This is a genomic window from Nostoc sp. DedQUE09 (genome assembly GCF_034530915.1).
In the GTDB taxonomy this organism is placed as follows: domain Bacteria; phylum Cyanobacteriota; class Cyanobacteriia; order Cyanobacteriales; family Nostocaceae; genus Nostoc.
Map to the genome: position 1 here is coordinate 109,113 of NZ_JAVRCE010000014.1, position 16,909 is coordinate 126,021.

General features: G+C 41.8%; 14 protein-coding genes and 1 pseudogene. 12 read left to right on the plus strand and 3 right to left on the minus strand.

The window, feature by feature from the left end; translation table 11 throughout:
• Positions 1-378: 378 nt before the first annotated feature.
• Both RMY27_RS11770 and RMY27_RS11775 read left to right on the plus strand, forming a co-directional pair.
• A complete protein-coding gene (locus RMY27_RS11770) occupies positions 379-621 on the plus strand; it encodes a hypothetical protein (RefSeq protein ID WP_322663329.1) in 243 nt (80 codons plus the stop codon).
• A 153-nt stretch (positions 622-774) separates the two neighbouring features.
• Positions 775-1,914 (plus strand): serine/threonine-protein kinase, encoded by a 1,140-nt coding sequence (locus RMY27_RS11775; RefSeq protein WP_322663331.1) that lies wholly within the window; start codon positions 775-777, stop codon positions 1,912-1,914.
• 264 nt (positions 1,915-2,178) lie between these two features.
• On the opposite strand, the gene gndA is transcribed toward RMY27_RS11775, so the two are convergent.
• On the minus strand, positions 2,179-3,609 hold the full coding sequence (gene gndA, locus RMY27_RS11780; RefSeq protein WP_322663334.1) for an NADP-dependent phosphogluconate dehydrogenase: 1,431 nt from the start codon (positions 3,607-3,609) through the stop codon (positions 2,179-2,181).
• A gap of 215 nt (positions 3,610-3,824) precedes the next feature.
• On the opposite strand from gndA, the gene RMY27_RS11785 reads away from it, so the two are divergent.
• From RMY27_RS11785 to RMY27_RS11795, 3 genes are all read left to right on the plus strand, one after another.
• On the plus strand, positions 3,825-4,562 hold the full coding sequence (locus RMY27_RS11785; RefSeq protein ID WP_322663336.1) for a Ycf66 family protein: 738 nt from the start codon (positions 3,825-3,827) through the stop codon (positions 4,560-4,562).
• 88 nt (positions 4,563-4,650) lie between these two features.
• Positions 4,651-4,917 (plus strand): type II toxin-antitoxin system ParD family antitoxin, encoded by a 267-nt coding sequence (locus RMY27_RS11790; RefSeq protein WP_322663338.1) that lies wholly within the window; start codon positions 4,651-4,653, stop codon positions 4,915-4,917.
• On the plus strand, positions 4,917-5,219 hold the full coding sequence (locus RMY27_RS11795; RefSeq protein ID WP_322663340.1) for a type II toxin-antitoxin system RelE/ParE family toxin: 303 nt from the start codon (positions 4,917-4,919) through the stop codon (positions 5,217-5,219). Before RMY27_RS11790 ends, RMY27_RS11795 begins: the two co-directional genes overlap by 1 nt.
• A gap of 312 nt (positions 5,220-5,531) precedes the next feature.
• On the opposite strand, the gene RMY27_RS11800 is transcribed toward RMY27_RS11795, so the two are convergent.
• Together RMY27_RS11800 and RMY27_RS11805 are read right to left on the minus strand one after the other, a co-directional pair.
• Complete coding sequence (locus RMY27_RS11800; RefSeq protein WP_322663342.1) at positions 5,532-6,557, minus strand: diguanylate cyclase; 1,026 nt, start codon at positions 6,555-6,557, stop codon at positions 5,532-5,534.
• Between the two features lie 936 nt (positions 6,558-7,493).
• Positions 7,494-7,691: pseudogene (locus RMY27_RS11805) on the minus strand (copper chaperone).
• Positions 7,692-7,970: 279 nt separating this feature from the next.
• Between RMY27_RS11805 and alaS the strand changes: the two are divergent.
• The 7 genes from alaS to RMY27_RS11840 all read left to right on the plus strand — a co-directional run bounded on the left by alaS (position 7,971) and on the right by RMY27_RS11840 (position 16,455).
• On the plus strand, positions 7,971-10,613 hold the full coding sequence (alaS, locus tag RMY27_RS11810; protein ID WP_322663344.1) for an alanine--tRNA ligase: 2,643 nt from the start codon (positions 7,971-7,973) through the stop codon (positions 10,611-10,613).
• A 315-nt stretch (positions 10,614-10,928) separates the two neighbouring features.
• Entirely contained in the window at positions 10,929-12,164 is a 1,236-nt protein-coding gene (gene trpB / locus RMY27_RS11815) for a tryptophan synthase subunit beta (protein WP_322663346.1), read from the plus strand.
• 31 nt (positions 12,165-12,195) lie between these two features.
• On the plus strand, positions 12,196-13,353 hold the full coding sequence (locus tag RMY27_RS11820; protein ID WP_322663348.1) for a class I SAM-dependent methyltransferase: 1,158 nt from the start codon (positions 12,196-12,198) through the stop codon (positions 13,351-13,353).
• Between the two features lie 158 nt (positions 13,354-13,511).
• Positions 13,512-13,793 (plus strand): hypothetical protein, encoded by a 282-nt coding sequence (locus RMY27_RS11825; RefSeq protein ID WP_322663350.1) that lies wholly within the window; start codon positions 13,512-13,514, stop codon positions 13,791-13,793.
• Positions 13,794-14,228: 435 nt separating this feature from the next.
• On the plus strand, positions 14,229-14,759 hold the full coding sequence (locus RMY27_RS11830) for a CAP domain-containing protein (RefSeq protein WP_322663352.1): 531 nt from the start codon (positions 14,229-14,231) through the stop codon (positions 14,757-14,759).
• A 428-nt stretch (positions 14,760-15,187) separates the two neighbouring features.
• Complete coding sequence (locus tag RMY27_RS11835) at positions 15,188-15,736, plus strand: CAP domain-containing protein (RefSeq protein ID WP_322663354.1); 549 nt, start codon at positions 15,188-15,190, stop codon at positions 15,734-15,736.
• An 89-nt stretch (positions 15,737-15,825) separates the two neighbouring features.
• Positions 15,826-16,455 (plus strand): ribonuclease D, encoded by a 630-nt coding sequence (locus tag RMY27_RS11840; RefSeq protein WP_322663356.1) that lies wholly within the window; start codon positions 15,826-15,828, stop codon positions 16,453-16,455.
• Positions 16,456-16,909 lie beyond the last annotated feature (454 nt).

Genomic DNA, 16,909 nt, shown 5'->3' on the forward strand with positions numbered 1-16,909 from the left:
ACCCAGGTGGCTGATCAAGACTGGCAGATTGCAGGTACAGCCGACTTCAACGGCGGCACAGAGAGAACCTGATATTGTGCTTTTACCCCCTAGAACACCGATTCAGTAATCAGAATTAAGTAGGGCTTGCTGAATAAAAGTGTAATCTAGTCCAGATAAGGGGTTGAAGCTTTTTTCTACAAAAAAGTGCAAGGCTATAATCTCTAGAGTCTCAAAACCCTTGCACTTTCCATTTGATTTTTGTTTTCGGAGAGTGACAAAAGCGGTTGACGCATTACTGGTGGCAAAATTAAAAGTTCTCAAACTCGTCTTGTAGTCAACCGCGCCGCCAATGCTTTCCGTATAGCAGCACAAACTGCCGGCAAAAGTCATTCTGCTTTGGGTGCGTTTTATCGTCGCTTACGTTCTCGACTTGGCTCTCCTAAAGCTATTACTGCTACCGCTCATAAGATTGCCCGGATTTTTTACAAACTTTGGACGACCGGAGGAGATTATACCGATCCTGGGATGAATTATTATGAGCAACGTTATCGTGAGCGAATGGTTAATAATCTCCACAAAAAAGCCCAGGCTTTTGGTTTTGAGTTGATTCCTCAGTCCTCACAAAATCTGGTTTCTTAGAAGTGGGATAGTGTACTATGATTCATATTCTTTTAGTTAATCGTTCTTTCACCCGCTTTTACCCCTTCTGCGTGACACAAATCCAAAATTTATTGATTACACCCTTTTGCCTGGGACAGAGGAAAATATAGAGATATAAGAGCGATCGCCTGTATGAGCTACTGCCTTAATCCCCATTGTCCCAAGCCCGAAAATCCTGATGATGTCAATTTTTGCCGGACTTGTGGTACCAAGTTACTCCTCAAAGAACGTTACCGTGCTGTCAAACCAATCGGACAAGGTGGTTTTGGCAAAACCTTTTTAGCTGTGGATGAGGATAAACCCTCAAAACCACGCTGCGTAATTAAGCAATTTTATCCCCAATCTCAAGGCACTAGCACTCTGGCAAAAGCTGTAGAGTTATTTAACCAAGAAGCGGTGCAGTTAGATGAATTGGGCAAACATCCGCAGATTCCCGAATTACTGGCATATTTTACCCAAGAAAATCGGCAGTATCTTGTACAAGAATTTATCGACGGGGAAAACTTAGCCCAGGAATTAGCACATAAAGGTGCTTTTAGTGAAACGCAAATCTGGCAACTATTAAACGATTTATTGTCAGTTTTGCAATTTTGTCATGCCAGACACGTAATTCACCGCGATATTAAGCCAGAAAATATTATTCGTGAGAGCAATGGCGATCGCAAACTAGTATTAGTAGATTTTGGGGCTGCTAAATCTACCACTGGTGCTGCCTTAAATAAAACTGGTACTAGTATTGGTAGTCCAGAATATGTTGCCCCTGAACAAATGAGAGGTAAAGCTATTTTCGCTAGCGATATTTATAGCTTGGGTGCGACTTGTATTAATTTATTAACAGTGCGATCGCCCTTCGATTCTTATGATACTAACAACGATACTTGGGTATGGCAGCAATACTTGCAAACTCCCGTCAGTAATGAGTTGAGCCGCATTCTCAACAAGATGCTAGAAAGTATCCCGATTCGGCGTTATCAAACAGTAGACGAAGTTCTCAAAGACTTAAATAAATACTCGCCAGTAGCATCACCAGCGATTGCAGCAAAACCTATCTCTCAATCGTCACCAAATTCTTCACCCAATTTTGTATCGAAATCTCCTAGTCAACTCGATCGGGAATTAGAAGAAATGAAAACCCAATTTATGGGTAACAGCAAACCTCAACCCAATAAAATACAGCCACCAAATCCTACATCTCAGCCTAATAGTAAAAGTAAAATAGATGAAGAGTTAGAAGAATTAAAAGCTAAATATCTTGGTAATAATAACCCCTAAAATTAATAAAAAATAGAAAACTGAATTCTTTGCGTCTCTACAGTTTGTTTCTTTATAGCCGTAGTCACATAAATTAGGACAGTGTTGATTGCTCAAAAACTTGAAACGACTGGGTTTTTATTCAGCACTCGGCACTCAGCACTCAGCACTTTGCTATGGTGTCTACGTTAAAAAAAAGTGGCTCTGAAACTCAGAGCCACTTCTAAAACTGTATTTTGAAACTGACTAACCTTTCACAATATTCTGATACAGATGTCCAAAAGCTTACTTCTGGGCTTCAGCAATGGGTACCCATTCAGTATGGAAAGTTCCGGGCTTATCAAGACGCAAGTAGGTATGTGCGCCGAAGTAGTCGCGTTGTGCTTGAGTTAGGTTTTGGGGCAAGCGATCGCGGCGATAGCTGTCAAAATAATCCAAGGATGCGCTAAATGCGGGTACTGGAATTCCCAATGTTGCAGCTGTTGCAATCACTTCCCGCCAAGCAGTCTGTCTGTCGAGAATTGTCTGCTTAAATTCAGGAGCTAACAGCAAGTTAGGCAAAGCTGGATTTTCGCTAAAAGCCTTTTTAATCTTATTCAAAAAGCGAGCGCGAATAATACAACCACCTTTCCAAATCCGCGCCATTTCGCCCAGATCCAAATTCCAGTTATATGTTTTTGAAGCTGTGGATAGCAACGCCATCCCTTGAGCATAAGAACAAATTTTTGAGCAATAGAGAGCATCGCGTACTTTGTTGATAAAGTCCTTGGTTTGCCCGTCATACTTGCCACTGGGGCCTGTGAGGACTTTAGATGCTGCAACCCGCTCCTCTTTAATCGAAGAGATAATCCGGGCATTAACTGCTGCTGTAATTGTAGGAATAGAAACTCCCAATTCCAATGCAGTTTGCACAGTCCAGCGTCCAGTTCCCTTTTGACCTGCTGCGTCAACAATCAAATCCACCAGGGGTTTATTTGTTTCTGGGTCAAGATATGGGAAGATATTCTTCGTAATCTCAATCAAAAATGAATCGAGTTCATCAGTGGTGTTCCATTCCGCAAACACCTCATGTAGCTGATTATGGTCTAATCCAGCGACATTTTTCAGCAAGTCGTAGGCTTCAGCAATTAGCTGCATATCGCCGTACTCAATGCCGTTGTGTACCATTTTGACATAGTGACCAGAACCACCAGGGCCAATGTAGGTTACACAAGGGCCATCATCGACTTGGGCAGCAATTTTGTTGAAAATTGGCGATAGAAACTCGTAAGAGCTTGTTGTACCTCCAGGCATCAGTGAAGGCCCATTTAGCGCTCCTTCTTCACCGCCACTAACACCCATACCAAGATACCGAAGCCCTGCGGGTTCTAATTCTTGAGTGCGTCGTTCCGTATCTTCAAACCAAGAGTTGCCACCGTCGATAATGATATCGCCTTCGTCTAACAAAGGTTTTAGTTGAGCAATTACCGCATCCACTGGCTTACCAGCTTGCACCATTACTAGAATTTTGCGGGGACGTTCCAATAAGGCAACGAATTCTTCTAGAGTAAAGGCGGCTTTGACGTTCCGTCCTGGCGCACGCTGCGCCATAAACGCATCCGTTTTTTCTCGGGAGCGGTTGTAAACTGCAATTGGGAAGCCATTGCGCTCCACGTTTAGAGCGATGTTCTCACCCATAACGGCTAATCCAATCACACCAAAGCTTTGTAGTGTCATAAAAAATTTCTGGCTAACTCTTGCAGATCCTTTTACTTTAAGGGTAGTCCGATATTTTCCGTTCTCCCCTAAAGAAGACCTTAAGACTTGAATAAATGACAAAAATCCACAACTAACAGGGATAATTGATTTTAAATTGTATCTAAATCAACAATTGACTGCCAAAATTTGCAAAATTGAAATAATCAAAGGACGCAGTAAGGAGTAACCAAATAATGCTGGCATTTGTCCTAGCTTTGGTAGTGGGTCTTGGTAGTTTAGCCATCTACATAGCAGCTTTCTTTTTCCCAGAAATCCACCGCAAGAATGACTTTATCTGGAGTGGCGTAGGATTATTCTACGCTTTAGTCTTATGGGTGTTTGCGCCACGCATTACTGGGGGTTTGTTGCTCGGTCATGTGGCTAGTGTGGCTCTTTTGGTCTGGTTTGGCTGGCAAACTATATCATTACGTCGGCAATTGACTCCACAGGCACAACAAACCCAAGTACCCAGTGCTGAGACGGTAAAAACTGGCATTCAAGAACAGGTGAATAAGTTGTCCCTTCAGGAACGGCTGGGCCAGTTGCAAAAAGGTCTTGGTAGTACCTTCAGTGGCGCAAAAGACAAAGTGCAACAGACTGTGAGTAAAAAGACACCCACAACCCCCAAACCTGAAGATATTATCTCTGTAATATCAGAGAAACCTGCTGTTGAGATTATTGACAAAACTATTGTCATACCAGAACCACCAGCAGAGGAGACAGTTACTACCGAAACCGAAGCAAAAACTGAGAGTGTACCAGAAGCGATTCCACCACATCCTCCATCTCCTGAATTGGTGGAAGCAGCGCAACCAGATTTTGAAATTGAGGATAAGCGACCGATTCCCGTAGAAGAAATTGCACCGGATGCGGTACTAGCTCCCCCTGCGGAAACGCCACCTGAACAAATACCGCCGAATCAAGGCAGTTAAATTCTGTCAAACCCAACGTTAACCTAATATAATGTTGGGTTTCACTATTTCCATCAGACTATTTTAGAGCTAATTTCAAACGCTAATTATGAACATCCAACTTAAGGCGGAATACGAGCAATTTATACAAACTCGAATTGCTACAGGTAGATATGAAAATGCTGAAGATGTGATTGTTAAAGCGTTGAAACTGCTGGAAGAATGGGAGAAGGGTTATCAGCAATGGGAAGAAGAAACCCAGAAAAAAATAGCTGTTGGGCTTGCTTCTATTGAACGTGGAGACGTAATAGATGGTGAAGTGGTGATGACGCGACTCTCAGAAAAGTTACGCAAAGCGCGTGAGACTCAAGGATAATGGAATATTTTATTGCCAAAGAAGCAAGCCAAGATTTAGATGAAATTTTGGATTATTTTCTAGTTCGCAATATCAACGCAGGGGAAAGATTTATTCAAGGATTTAATAAGAAGTGCCAAAACATAGCTCAATTCCCGAATATAGGACGAAGCTACGCCAATTTTGATCCAAGCCTTAGAGGAATACCCTTAGATGGTTACATTATTTTTTATCGAGTTTTTAAAGATAGTGTTGTAATTGTGCGGGTAATTAGCGGTTATCGGGATTTAAAATCTATATTTACAGATGTGGACAATCAATAGATTTTTGAGTTGTCCAATTTAGACTGTTTCTCTTTTGGCAGAATATATTCTTGCAAAATCTGCACAGTATATGTTTCAACAGAAAGCCCTTGCTCTTTAGCTTGTTATGCAAGATACTGTTCTAATTCTGGTGGCAAGTTCAGGGTTAGGGTCATAAATATCTTTTGAGTGACACCATACATTTTAAACCTGCCAAACCAGAAAAATTTGGATTACCTACGGATACAGAGATATCCCTGAAAGACTATCGTTTTGTGTTCTCTCTACGGGTTTTCTCTACATGGGCTTTACGTGTCAGCACGCTTCTAACTTTCACGAAGAAACAACTTTCAAATGTGAGCCATGATGAGATAGGTAGCTGGAGTTAATCACCCGATTACGCCCAGAATTTTTAGCCTGTAACAGACATTGATCGGCACGATATAGCAAACTCTCTCCTTTCTCATCATCCTCAGCTTGTAGAGAGGCTGTACCCAAACTAATGGTGACATTAATTGTCAGTTTATTGTTGAGTGCAAATGGTTCGTCGCTGACTACGCGATTGAGACGACGGGCTACTAATAGTGCTTCCTCATCGGTAGTGTTAGCTAGAAGAATTACAAATTCTTCGCCACCATAGCGGAATGCTGTATCTTGACAGCGCAGATTGTGGCGCAAGCGCTGACATAATACTTGCAAAATGCGATCGCCTACTAAATGCCCATGAGTATCGTTAACTTTCTTAAAATGATCTACATCCAGAATAATCAAGCTCAGGGAAGTTTTTTGAGTCCTGGCTCTTTGAATTTGTCTGGGTAAGTCCCATTCTAAAGCCCGACGATTATTTAATTCTGTCAACGAATCTGCTAAGGCGATCGCAGATAACATATCATTTGTCCGAATCAAATCTCGGTATTTTTGTGCTTTCCGCAAACCAACTGTCAATTGAGCAAGTATTAATCCATGATTGGCAGTCAACTCTGCCAAGCTATAGTCTGTTTTTTCTTCAATAAGATGCCAAATATATGCATCGGCTCCTTGCTTTAGGGCCGCAGCACTCATTTCTAATTCCCTGTGCCAACCCTTATTTCTATCATTCAACTGTTGAGAACGATCCTCGAAGAGAATACAGTATATCCACGATAGTTTTGTCTGTTCTTTCAACCAACCGCAGAGTTCCATACTGCTATCCAGGCTAGCCTGTACCAGGATTATATCGGGGGGTGTTGTTTTAATCCGCGATACTGCTTGATCCAAATTGTCCATAACTTCTATACTAAAAGCAGTCGCATAACGGATCTGATCTGGAAGTGTAGCGATAAAATTATTTTTTCCAAAGATCAGAATAGAAATATTCATTGCTTTATTTTTTATCCTATTTAAGTTTTAAATAAATTCACTTGGGTAACTACTACTCTTGTTGTCTAATACTAAATATGATGCTTCCGGCTAAATTATATTTTTTGACATCTTGTTTTTTGAGCATCGATTAAACAGTACATTTCCAAATTAAATCTCATTTTCAGAATTTATATTTGTTACTAATCTACTACTACCGTTTCGGAAAAATTCATTTATAACAACTAATGTCTTCTTTACAGTTTATTTTTAAAACAGTAAAAATACTGAATATTATTTAATGGCTAAAAACTCTTGCTGTAGTTTCTTAAGTACTATTTCCCTGATGGAATTACCGAAATAAATAGTTTGCAATAACCATTGCATCAGGCAGATAAATTTATTCTCAAATAGAAAAACAAAGAAGATATAAAATTTTTCCATTGAATTATTAAATCCAAAATTTTATTATGTAATGAAAAATGTCATTTTCCATAAAGTTTTTTAGCCTTTTTCTTTAAGAACTAGGCTCTTACCAAATATTAAGAAAGTATTTAAACCGCATATAAAAATATAGAGCAAAACTACCTACTGCAATGTACAGTAGCTCTTTGGAGCTAATAGTCCCTCCAAATAAAGACAGATATTGTCAGGTGAAAATTTATAATTTAACTGAGAATGAACCAAAATTAAACAATGCGTTGACAGTCAAAATAAAAGATTTCTGCCTACACTTTATCTGTATTTATCTATTTACTTAATTCACATCTTTTTTATTTGCTGCAACATCATATATCGGGAAAACAAAGCTAAATAAAAACTTGATGTCAAAACCTGCCCCTACTTGGGGAAAATTATTTCGATTCAGCCCTTCTACGGGCGGAAAAAATATAAAAAATTTTGTTTGCGTCGCCTGAGATATTAAAATCTAAACTTCTGTGAAAAGCTGGAATCAGATCAATAACCTTCTATAGCGTGACCAGCAACAATTACTTGTTTGATTGACTCCTCAGAAGCTTCCGACTCTACCGTGACAGTTTTAGCGTTAACATCTACATCCACTTTGGCTTTAGGTTCCATAACGTGCCTATACTAAGTAATTATTTCTATGCATCCCCCAAAAGGAATATTTGATACTTTCAGTTTTAGTGCCATTTGCTACCTCAGTATGGGAATTTTAAAGTATTTCTTAATGATTAATCTTAAGCAGCTGAATACTATGTCTACGAGGGGCTACGCTTATGTGCATCTTGCCAAGGTCAGGCATTAGCCTAATAGCATCCTAGTAACTGCATATATGTCACTCACTTACAGAATTCGCTGGCAGTAATATTAAACAAAATGCAAGAATATATAAAGCTATTTATGAAAATACACCTACTTAGTGCCGCTACGCCCAAGTCGAAATTCTAAAGTCTAAAGTTAAAAACACCTATGTCTTCAAATCCCCAGTACCTAAGCGGTAACGAAATTCGCAACATATTTCTCGACTTCTTTGCCCAACGGGAACACCAAATTCTCCCAAGTGCCTCCCTCGTGCCAGAAGATCCAACCGTGCTGCTGACGATCGCGGGGATGCTACCATTTAAGCCAATATTCTTAGGGCAGCGCACACCAGAATTTAAACGGGCTACGACTTCGCAAAAGTGTATCCGCACCAACGATATCGAAAATGTCGGACGCACCAAACGGCATCAGACGTTTTTTGAGATGCTGGGCAATTTCAGCTTTGGTGATTATTTTAAAGAACAAGCGATCGCTTGGGGTTGGGAAATCTCCACACAAGTCTTTGGCATTTCCCCACAAAATCTCGTCGTCAGCGTTTTTAAAGATGATGATGAAGCCTTTGGAATTTGGCGCGATCAAATCGGTGTGCCGATAGCGAGAATTAAACGCTTGGGCGAAGATGATAACTTTTGGGCATCTGGCCCTACTGGCCCTTGTGGCCCTTGTTCAGAAATTTATTACGACTTCCACCCAGAACGCGGTGACGAAAATATAGATTTAGAAGACGATTCCCGGTTTATTGAGTTTTACAACCTCGTCTTCATGCAATATAACCGGGATGCGTCCGGGAATTTAACGCCACTGCAAAACAAGAATATCGACACCGGCATGGGTTTGGAGAGAATAGCGCAAATCCTCCAAAAAGTACCCAATAACTACGAAACTGACCTGATTTTTCCAATTATCCAAACAGCAGCGCAAATTGCTGGCATTGATTACCACAGCAGTGATGAGAAAACCAAAGTTTCTCTAAAAGTGATTGGTGATCACATTCGTTCTGTTGTCCACATGATCGCCGATGAAATTCGCGCTTCCAACGTAGGACGGGGTTATGTGCTGCGGCGATTAATTCGGCGGGTAGTGCGTCATGGGCGATTAATTGGGATTTCTGGCGAATTTACTACCCAAGTTGCCGAAACTGCGATCGCTCTTTCGGAATCAGCTTACCCCAATGTGCGCCAACGAGAAGCAGCAATTAAAGCTGAGTTGCAACGGGAAGAATCGAATTTCCTCAGAACTCTGGATAGAGGCGAAAAACTCCTAGAAGAAATCATCCAAGAGGTGAAACAGCGAGGGGAAACTCAAATTAGCGGTGAGAGTGCATTTACTCTTTACGATACATACGGATTTCCCCTCGAACTTACTCAAGAAGTTGCTGAAGAAAATAATCTCACAGTCGATGAAGCTGGATTTGATGCCGAAATGCAAAAGCAGGTGGAACGTGCCAAAGCCGCACATGAAACCATCGATTTAACTGTGCAAGGTTCCCTCGACAAATTAGCAGAACACATCCACGCTACGGAATTTATCGGATATACCCAACCTGCGGCAACTGCAAAAGTCGAAGCGATTTTGGTAGAAGGTGTTTCCCAAGAGGAAGCAGAAGCGGGAACAGAAGTGCAAATTGTCCTTGATAAAACGCCATTTTATGCTGAATCTGGGGGACAAATCGGCGATCGCGGTTATATCTCTGGTGATGGTATCGTAGTTCGGGTAGAAGACGTGAAGAAAGAATCTGATTTCTTTGTTCACTTCGGACGCATCGAACGCGGTACACTGCGCGTAGGCGATCGCGTCACCGCCCAAATCGATCCGGCTTGTCGCCGTCGCGCTCAAGCTAACCATACCGCAACGCACCTATTGCAAGCGGCATTGAAGAAAATTGTTGATGAAGGCATATCTCAAGCAGGTTCTCTAGTTTCCTTTGATAGGTTGCGCTTTGACTTCAACTGTCCCCGTGCGTTGACAGCAGAGGAAGTTCAACAAGTTGAGGAACAGGTGAACAGTTGGATTGCTGAGGCTCATGCTGCAAAGGTAGAAGTATTACCTTTAGCTGAGGCAAAAGCTAGGGGTGCTGTTGCCATGTTTGGCGAAAAGTACGGAGAGGAAGTGCGCGTGATTGACTTTCCTAGCGTATCAATGGAACTATGCGGTGGAACTCACGTAAGTAATACTGCTGAAATTGGCGTCTTCAAGATTATCTCGGAAGCTGGCGTGGCTTCTGGGGTGCGGCGGATTGAAGGTGTTTCGGGGCCAGCAATACTCGATTATCTCAATCTGCGCGATAAAGTAGTTAAAGATTTGAGCGATCGCTTTAAAGTGAAACCCGAAGAATTACCAGACAGAATCACAAGTCTGCAAAGCGAACTGAGAAATAGCCAGAAGGAATTAGAAACCTTAAAGGTACAGCTAGCGATCGCTAAATCAGACAGCTTACTACAAACAGCAGAAAGCGTAGGCGATCATAAAATTATTGTCGCCCAATTAGAAGATGTCGATCCAGAATCATTGAAAACCGCAGCCGAACGCTTGTTGCAAAAAATCGGTAACGGTGCGGTGGTACTGGGTTCTGTTCCAGAAGAAGGGAAAGTTAGTATAGTTGCAGCTTTTAGTTCAGAAGTGAACAAAAAAGGTTTGCAAGCTGGTAAATTTGTAGGTGCGATCGCTAAAATCTGCGGCGGAGGTGGCGGCGGAAGGCCGAACTTAGCCCAAGCCGGCGGACGCGATGCAAGTAAATTACCAGATGCGTTAGCACAAGCGGAAAGTGATTTAAAGTCCGCATTAGGTTAATAAGCTGCTAACGCGAAACCTAATCTCCAAGCCCCATTTTCTATAAAACTTAGGCACACGCACTCAGGGGCAATTCATAAATTGCCCCTACTTAAAAATCAGGGTTTTAACTATTAGTTTGCATAAGCCCTGTTTTCTCTTCAAGGCAAATATATTGTTATTTATTATTCCCCTCTGCCCCCCTGCACCTCTGCTCCTCTGCCCCTCGGTAACAGAGCGTAGCCGAAGTGCTGCCCCCTACTTCCTCCCCATTCCCCAGATATGCTTCAGACTTTTCTATAATAATTAAGTCAGTCCCGTCATCAAAAACAGCCTGTGACTACCACTCCCCTATCTCCAAGTTCAACTGCTCAGGTTCCAGATACGCTAGGCCGCTTCGGACGCTTTGGCGGTAAGTATGTACCTGAAACGCTCATGCCTGCCCTAGCTGAATTAGAAACAGCTTATCAGCAATATCGCAATGACCCTGGTTTTCAAGCAGAACTACAGCAGTTGTTACGGGACTATGTAGGACGTGCGACACCATTGTATTTTGCTGAACGCCTGACTGCTCATTATGCCCGACCCGATGGTACCGGGCCACAAATTTACTTAAAACGTGAAGATTTAAATCATACTGGCGCTCACAAAATCAATAATGCCCTTGGTCAGGTATTGTTGGCGAAACGCATGGGTAAACAGCGGATTATTGCTGAAACGGGTGCCGGACAACATGGAGTTGCTACAGCCACAGTTTGTGCGCGTTTTGGGCTGGAATGCGTAATTTATATGGGCGTTCAGGACATGGAACGCCAAGCTTTGAATGTTTTTAGAATGCGGCTGATGGGGGCAGAAGTGCGTCCGGTAGAGGCGGGAACCGGAACTTTGAAGGATGCTACTTCGGAAGCAATCCGAGATTGGGTGACAAATGTGGAAACTACTCACTACATCCTGGGTTCGGTAGCAGGGCCTCATCCTTACCCAATGATGGTACGTGATTTCCATGCAGTAATCGGCGAAGAAACCCGCGCCCAAGCAATGGAAAAGTGGGGTGGATTACCTGATATTCTCTTGGCTTGTGTCGGTGGTGGTTCCAATGCGATGGGACTATTCTATGAGTTTATAAATGAGTCTTCTATACGCTTCATTGGGATTGAGGCAGCCGGGGAAGGTGTCAATACCGAAAAACACGCCGCAACCTTGACAAAAGGACGGATTGGTGTATTGCACGGAGCCATGAGCTACCTACTGCAAGATGAAGATGGACAAATCATTGAGGCACACTCGATTAGTGCGGGGTTAGATTATCCCGGCGTGGGCCCAGAACATAGCTATTTGAAGGATACTGGTCGCGCTGAATACTATAGTGTGACGGATGCAGAAGCTTTGGCGGCATTCCAGCGATTGTCGAAATTGGAGGGGATTATCCCAGCATTGGAAACAGCCCATGCGATCGCTTACCTCGAAACCCTCTGTCCTCAACTAACCGACAGTCCTCGGATTGTAATTAACTGCTCTGGACGTGGTGACAAAGATGTACAAACGGTAGCCAAGTTATTGTATCCAGGGTAAATCTACATAAAATATCTGGGAAAAAACAATAATGGATCAACAATTCCAACACCCAATGTTACCGCAACCCACTCATGACGAGTTGGCACGCCAAAACTTTGTGCAAACTATGAGAATGCACATTTTCAGGAATATCCTTCCTGGTAATAAGGAAGTTTATGAAAAACTAGCGAAGCCGAAGTTTGAACAAGAACATCAGCGTCCTCCCCAGAATCGTTATGAAATTCGGGAAGTAATGCAGCACCAACCCTATTATCGCTGGACTAATGCCCTCAAGCGCATCAGCCAGGAAATGTTATGGGATGCTGTAAATGCCAACGTTGACAGACAACTGCCAGAGTTGATTGAGCGTGCCAAAGATAAAGGTGGTGAACTGGGTACTTTAACCCTCGACCCAAATTTTCAAATACCTGCTTATCAAAAGGCTGTAGACATTCACTGTATGCCCGGAGGATATCACAGTGAATTCACTGCTGATGATGTCGCAGCTGGTGCAACCTATGATCGCGGCGCTTACGTTTATGGACTAGGTTGGTTGGGGCCGCTCAACGATGATATGGGGCTATCTATAGTCCAAAACTACCTTTTAGCAGAGTTTCCCAATTTTCGACCGAGAAAAATCCTCGATATGGGATGTTCTATTGGCAATAGCACATTACCTTATGTCGATGGTTTCGCAGATGCAGAAGTGCATGCCATCGATATAGGTGCATCTATCCTGCGTTATGCTCATGCAAGAGCCGAAGCCTTGGGAAAACGGGTACACTTCTCTCAGCAAAATGCCGAACATACTAACTTCCCCGATGAATCATTTGACTTAGTGGTTTCTCACATTTTGCTACATGAAATCCCCCCGTCATCTGTGCGTAAAGTTATGCAAGAGTCTTATCGTCTACTAGCTCCTGGTGGCATGATGATTCATCTGGAAGCACCCCTGTATCATCACATGGATCTTTATACACAGTTTATGTCTGATGGGGAAACCGTTAACAACAACGAACCCTTTTGGAGTGCTGTACGCGATTTAGATTTGGTGCCGCTAGTTACTGAGGCTGGTTTTTCAGCAGATAAGACATTCGAGAAATTTGTCCCAAATGGGGCATGGAGAGCAAAAGAAACTAATGGCCTGGTTAAAAATCGTAACTCAGCCACCCAAGGCACTTGGTTTCTCGTTGCTGCAACTAAGTAAGCAGAGAAAGTTTCGTAATACTTCGGCTACGCTCAGTACAAGTTCGTAATCGGCTATGGCCTGCTACGCTAACGTAATTCGTCATTGAGAAAGTCAGATTTTATCTGGCTTTCCTCATTTTGTATGTCTAGTTTTATTTTTGGAGAATTGGTATCAGGATGACAAAAATAGCCAAGGGTAAACGACCTGTTTACTTAGAAAATTCGCAAACTGATAAATTGTTAACGATCGTCATGGCTTTGACTGGTGAAGTGTCCGTCCTGCATGAGCGGCTAGACACCATTGAACGGTTGCTAGAGGTGAAAGGTATTTTATCGGCTAGTGAGATTGAAGCTTACGAGCCGGATGTGAAAGTAAGCAAGGAACGGGAACAGTGGCGTGCAGAATATATTGCACGGGTGTTGCGTGTGATACAGGAAGAGTTAGAACCACTTAAATAAGCCTAGTTTAAATTACGTAGAAATTTGGCTGAATAAATCCAGCCATTTTTTATCCGACATTCTGCATCTTCAACTATTACAATCGGTTTTTACTGCTTTTTTGATATAAAAAAGCTATTTAATATACTTAAGTACAGTAAAATAGCTGAGTTTATGAAGATAAATAAGCATCAGATAGAACTCATAAATTCAAAAAAAGTCTAGTGATTACACTATAGGACAGTCTAAATACGGAATCTGGGATAAAAAGAATCATACTAGTGATAAAAGACGACTATTGATTAAACAGTAGTATTTTTGCGTCAAATCATGTATTTAAACGTTTGCTAGTAGTTTTTGAGCAAAAAATCCTAAAAATAGAGCTATTTAGACCTATAAGCAGTTTGTCACATTGATATTCGTTGGTTACATTGTCTAAAACTTTACTGCCAACAAATGATCAAACAAATAGTTTACAGTGTTGCTTTAGGCACTATTGCTCTCAGTAGTGGAGCGATCGCTACTTCTGGAACAAATCCAGCTTGTACGCCAGTACCTTCCAATGTATCGAATAACACTAATCAAGTTGCAGCAAATAGCATGGACACTGCTGCTATAGAACAGTCAATTTTTAACCAAATCAATAACTACAGAGTTTCCCAAGGGCTACCAGCGCTGACTCGTAATTCTGCCATCGATAATCAAGCCAGGATTCATAGTAAGAACATGGCTAATGGTACTGTTCCCTTTGGACATAATGGATTTTCACAACGTCTTAATGCAACCGGTATTTCTTACAGAGGAGGTGCTGAAAATGTTGCTTACAACCAGGGATATAGCGATCCTGCCACAATGGCTGTTCAAGGCTGGCTCAAAAGTCCAGGGCATCTTGCCAATATCAGAGGTAATTATAATTTGACGGGGATTGGTGTCGCCAAAAACAGTCAAGGCGCAATCTACTTCACACAAATATTCATTCGCTCATAGGTTTGACGCGATGTGCAACTTAATATTCTGACCTCACTTCCATTGCTCTCTGCTGCAAATAGAGAAAGGCTTTGAATTCTACCCATTCCTTATTATTAGGCAAGGAGATTAGGTTTGAGTAAAAATTGCACACAGCGTTAAATTTGGTAAAGTTGAGGTTTTTTCTCAAATTCCCCAGACTTTAACCTGTTAGTAAAGCTTTTGCTTGATAATTCATGAAAATCTGAAATTATTAGCAAAATTAACCGTGATTTTCATGAAGCCGATCGATTAAAGTAGTGATAATTGGAAATGATTGTTTGTGTTACTTGTAAAGGATGTAGCCAAATTGCCGAAATTCATCATTACTTAATAGTATTGTGGTATATATCTTCGGAACAATAAGGTAGAGTAGAAGTCTTATATCTCTACACATTACGCAATTCTCCATGTTCCGACAAACTGCTTTTGGCATCGCTTTAAGTGCGCTTGTCCTTGCTAGTGGATTAACGACTGCTCCGATACCAAATCATACTTCTACGAATACATCCACCCGTAATAAGCTGTTGTCGCTTTTTTCTAGTCAGGCTGCAATATCGACTCCTACTTTTAAAACTACTGAACTAGAAAAATCAGTATTTGACCAAATTAATCGATATCGGGTTTCTAAAGGACTGCCAAAGTTGACTTTAAATACAAATTTAACTCGACAGGCCAGAATTCATAGTCAAAATATGGCTAAAGGCAAAACCCCATTTAGCCATCAGGGATTTGAAGGGCGAGTTAAAGCTATCCCTATTCGCTACAACAGTGCAGCGGAAAATGTAGCTTTTAACCGGGGATATAGCAACCCCGTGGAGGAAGCTGTTAGTGGCTGGATCAAAAGTCCTGGACACCTAAAGAACCTTAAAGGGAATTACAACCTGACTGGAATTGGCGTTGCTACTAATAATCAAGGCGAAGTCTACCTAACACAACTGTTTTTTCGGGCTAGGTAGATTTAATTTTTGATTTTTTTGCACAATAATAATGTAGTGTCTGACAAGACTTTTTTCTGCTGGACACTGCTATTATTTTTGAACAATTGATGACATTATCAGATTTTCAGGTGAGCGATCGCGACCTCAGTGACGCAGCCCTTAACCAGTATTTAGAATCTACAGCGATCGCAGTTGATACAGAAACAATGGGATTATTGCCGCTGCGCGATCGCTTGTGTCTGGTCCAGCTGTGCAATCCAGAAGGGAAAGTGACTGCAATCCGTATAGCCAAAGGGCAAGCTGACGCCCCCAATTTAAAAAAACTCTTGGAAGCAGTCAATGTTGTGAAAGTGTTTCACTTTGCTCGATTTGACTTGGCCACTTTGCGAGCCAATCTGGGGATTCAGGTAGGGCCAATTTTTTGCACCAAAATTGCCAGTAAATTAGCCCGTACTTACACAAATCGCCACGGACTCAAAGATGTAGTGCAAGAGTTAGAACAAGTGGAACTAGATAAAAGCTCTCAAAGTTCTGATTGGGGTAACGCCGTTAGCTTATCTGAAGCTCAACTAAGTTATGCTGCCAATGATGTGCGCTATTTACTTAGCGTGCAGCAGAAGCTAATACAAATGCTCAAACGAGAAGAACGTTGGCTAATTGCTCAAGAATGTTTTGAGTTTCTACCAACGATAGTTTCCTTAGATTTGTTGCAATTCAAGGATATATTTGAACACTAATAGAATAGGAATGAGAAGTAGGGAGTGGGGAATTGTGACAAAAAATTTTTATTGTTCGTCAATCCCAACTAGTGATACGTCAAGCTGAAATTGATAGGTAAGCAAGTTCGTAGTAAGGACTAAAGTCGTTATTTTCCAAGCACTAAAGTGCTTACTACAAACCCTCATACTAAGTTACAGCAGATTTCAAGGAAAGTGTTGTACACAAAGATTCGTCTTAAAACCAGGTATGTATAAAGTCTGTTTTACTTCTGGATTCTGACCGGAGGCGGAGCATCTCCGGCTCCGCTCCTGAATTCTGAATTCTGCTGTATTTTTGCCTAAGAGCCAACATTGGAATCATTGCTGTCTCCAGGAGTTTTAGATTCACTAGCAGCTTCCTTGATGTTACTTGCTCCCTCTTGAATGCCTTCTTTGAGGTTGCTTGCTTGCTCTTGAATACCTTCTTTAAGGT

Excerpts from the sequence above, each read along its gene's own strand:
- RMY27_RS11840 (WP_322663356.1), top strand. The coding sequence starts at position 15,826 with ATGACATTATCAGATTTTCAGGTGAGCGATCGCGACCTCAGTGACGCA.
- RMY27_RS11820 (WP_322663348.1), top strand. The coding sequence starts at position 12,196 with ATGGATCAACAATTCCAACACCCAATGTTACCGCAACCCACTCATGAC.
- alaS (WP_322663344.1), top strand. The coding sequence starts at position 7,971 with ATGTCTTCAAATCCCCAGTACCTAAGCGGTAACGAAATTCGCAACATA.
- RMY27_RS11835 (WP_322663354.1), top strand. The coding sequence starts at position 15,188 with ATGTTCCGACAAACTGCTTTTGGCATCGCTTTAAGTGCGCTTGTCCTT.
- gndA (WP_322663334.1), bottom strand. The coding sequence starts at position 3,609 with ATGACACTACAAAGCTTTGGTGTGATTGGATTAGCCGTTATGGGTGAG.
- RMY27_RS11825 (WP_322663350.1), top strand. The coding sequence starts at position 13,512 with ATGACAAAAATAGCCAAGGGTAAACGACCTGTTTACTTAGAAAATTCG.
- RMY27_RS11775 (WP_322663331.1), top strand. The coding sequence starts at position 775 with ATGAGCTACTGCCTTAATCCCCATTGTCCCAAGCCCGAAAATCCTGAT.
- RMY27_RS11800 (WP_322663342.1), bottom strand. The coding sequence starts at position 6,557 with ATGAATATTTCTATTCTGATCTTTGGAAAAAATAATTTTATCGCTACA.
- RMY27_RS11790 (WP_322663338.1), top strand. The coding sequence starts at position 4,651 with ATGAACATCCAACTTAAGGCGGAATACGAGCAATTTATACAAACTCGA.
- RMY27_RS11830 (WP_322663352.1), top strand. The coding sequence starts at position 14,229 with ATGATCAAACAAATAGTTTACAGTGTTGCTTTAGGCACTATTGCTCTC.
- RMY27_RS11785 (WP_322663336.1), top strand. The coding sequence starts at position 3,825 with ATGCTGGCATTTGTCCTAGCTTTGGTAGTGGGTCTTGGTAGTTTAGCC.
- RMY27_RS11795 (WP_322663340.1), top strand. The coding sequence starts at position 4,917 with ATGGAATATTTTATTGCCAAAGAAGCAAGCCAAGATTTAGATGAAATT.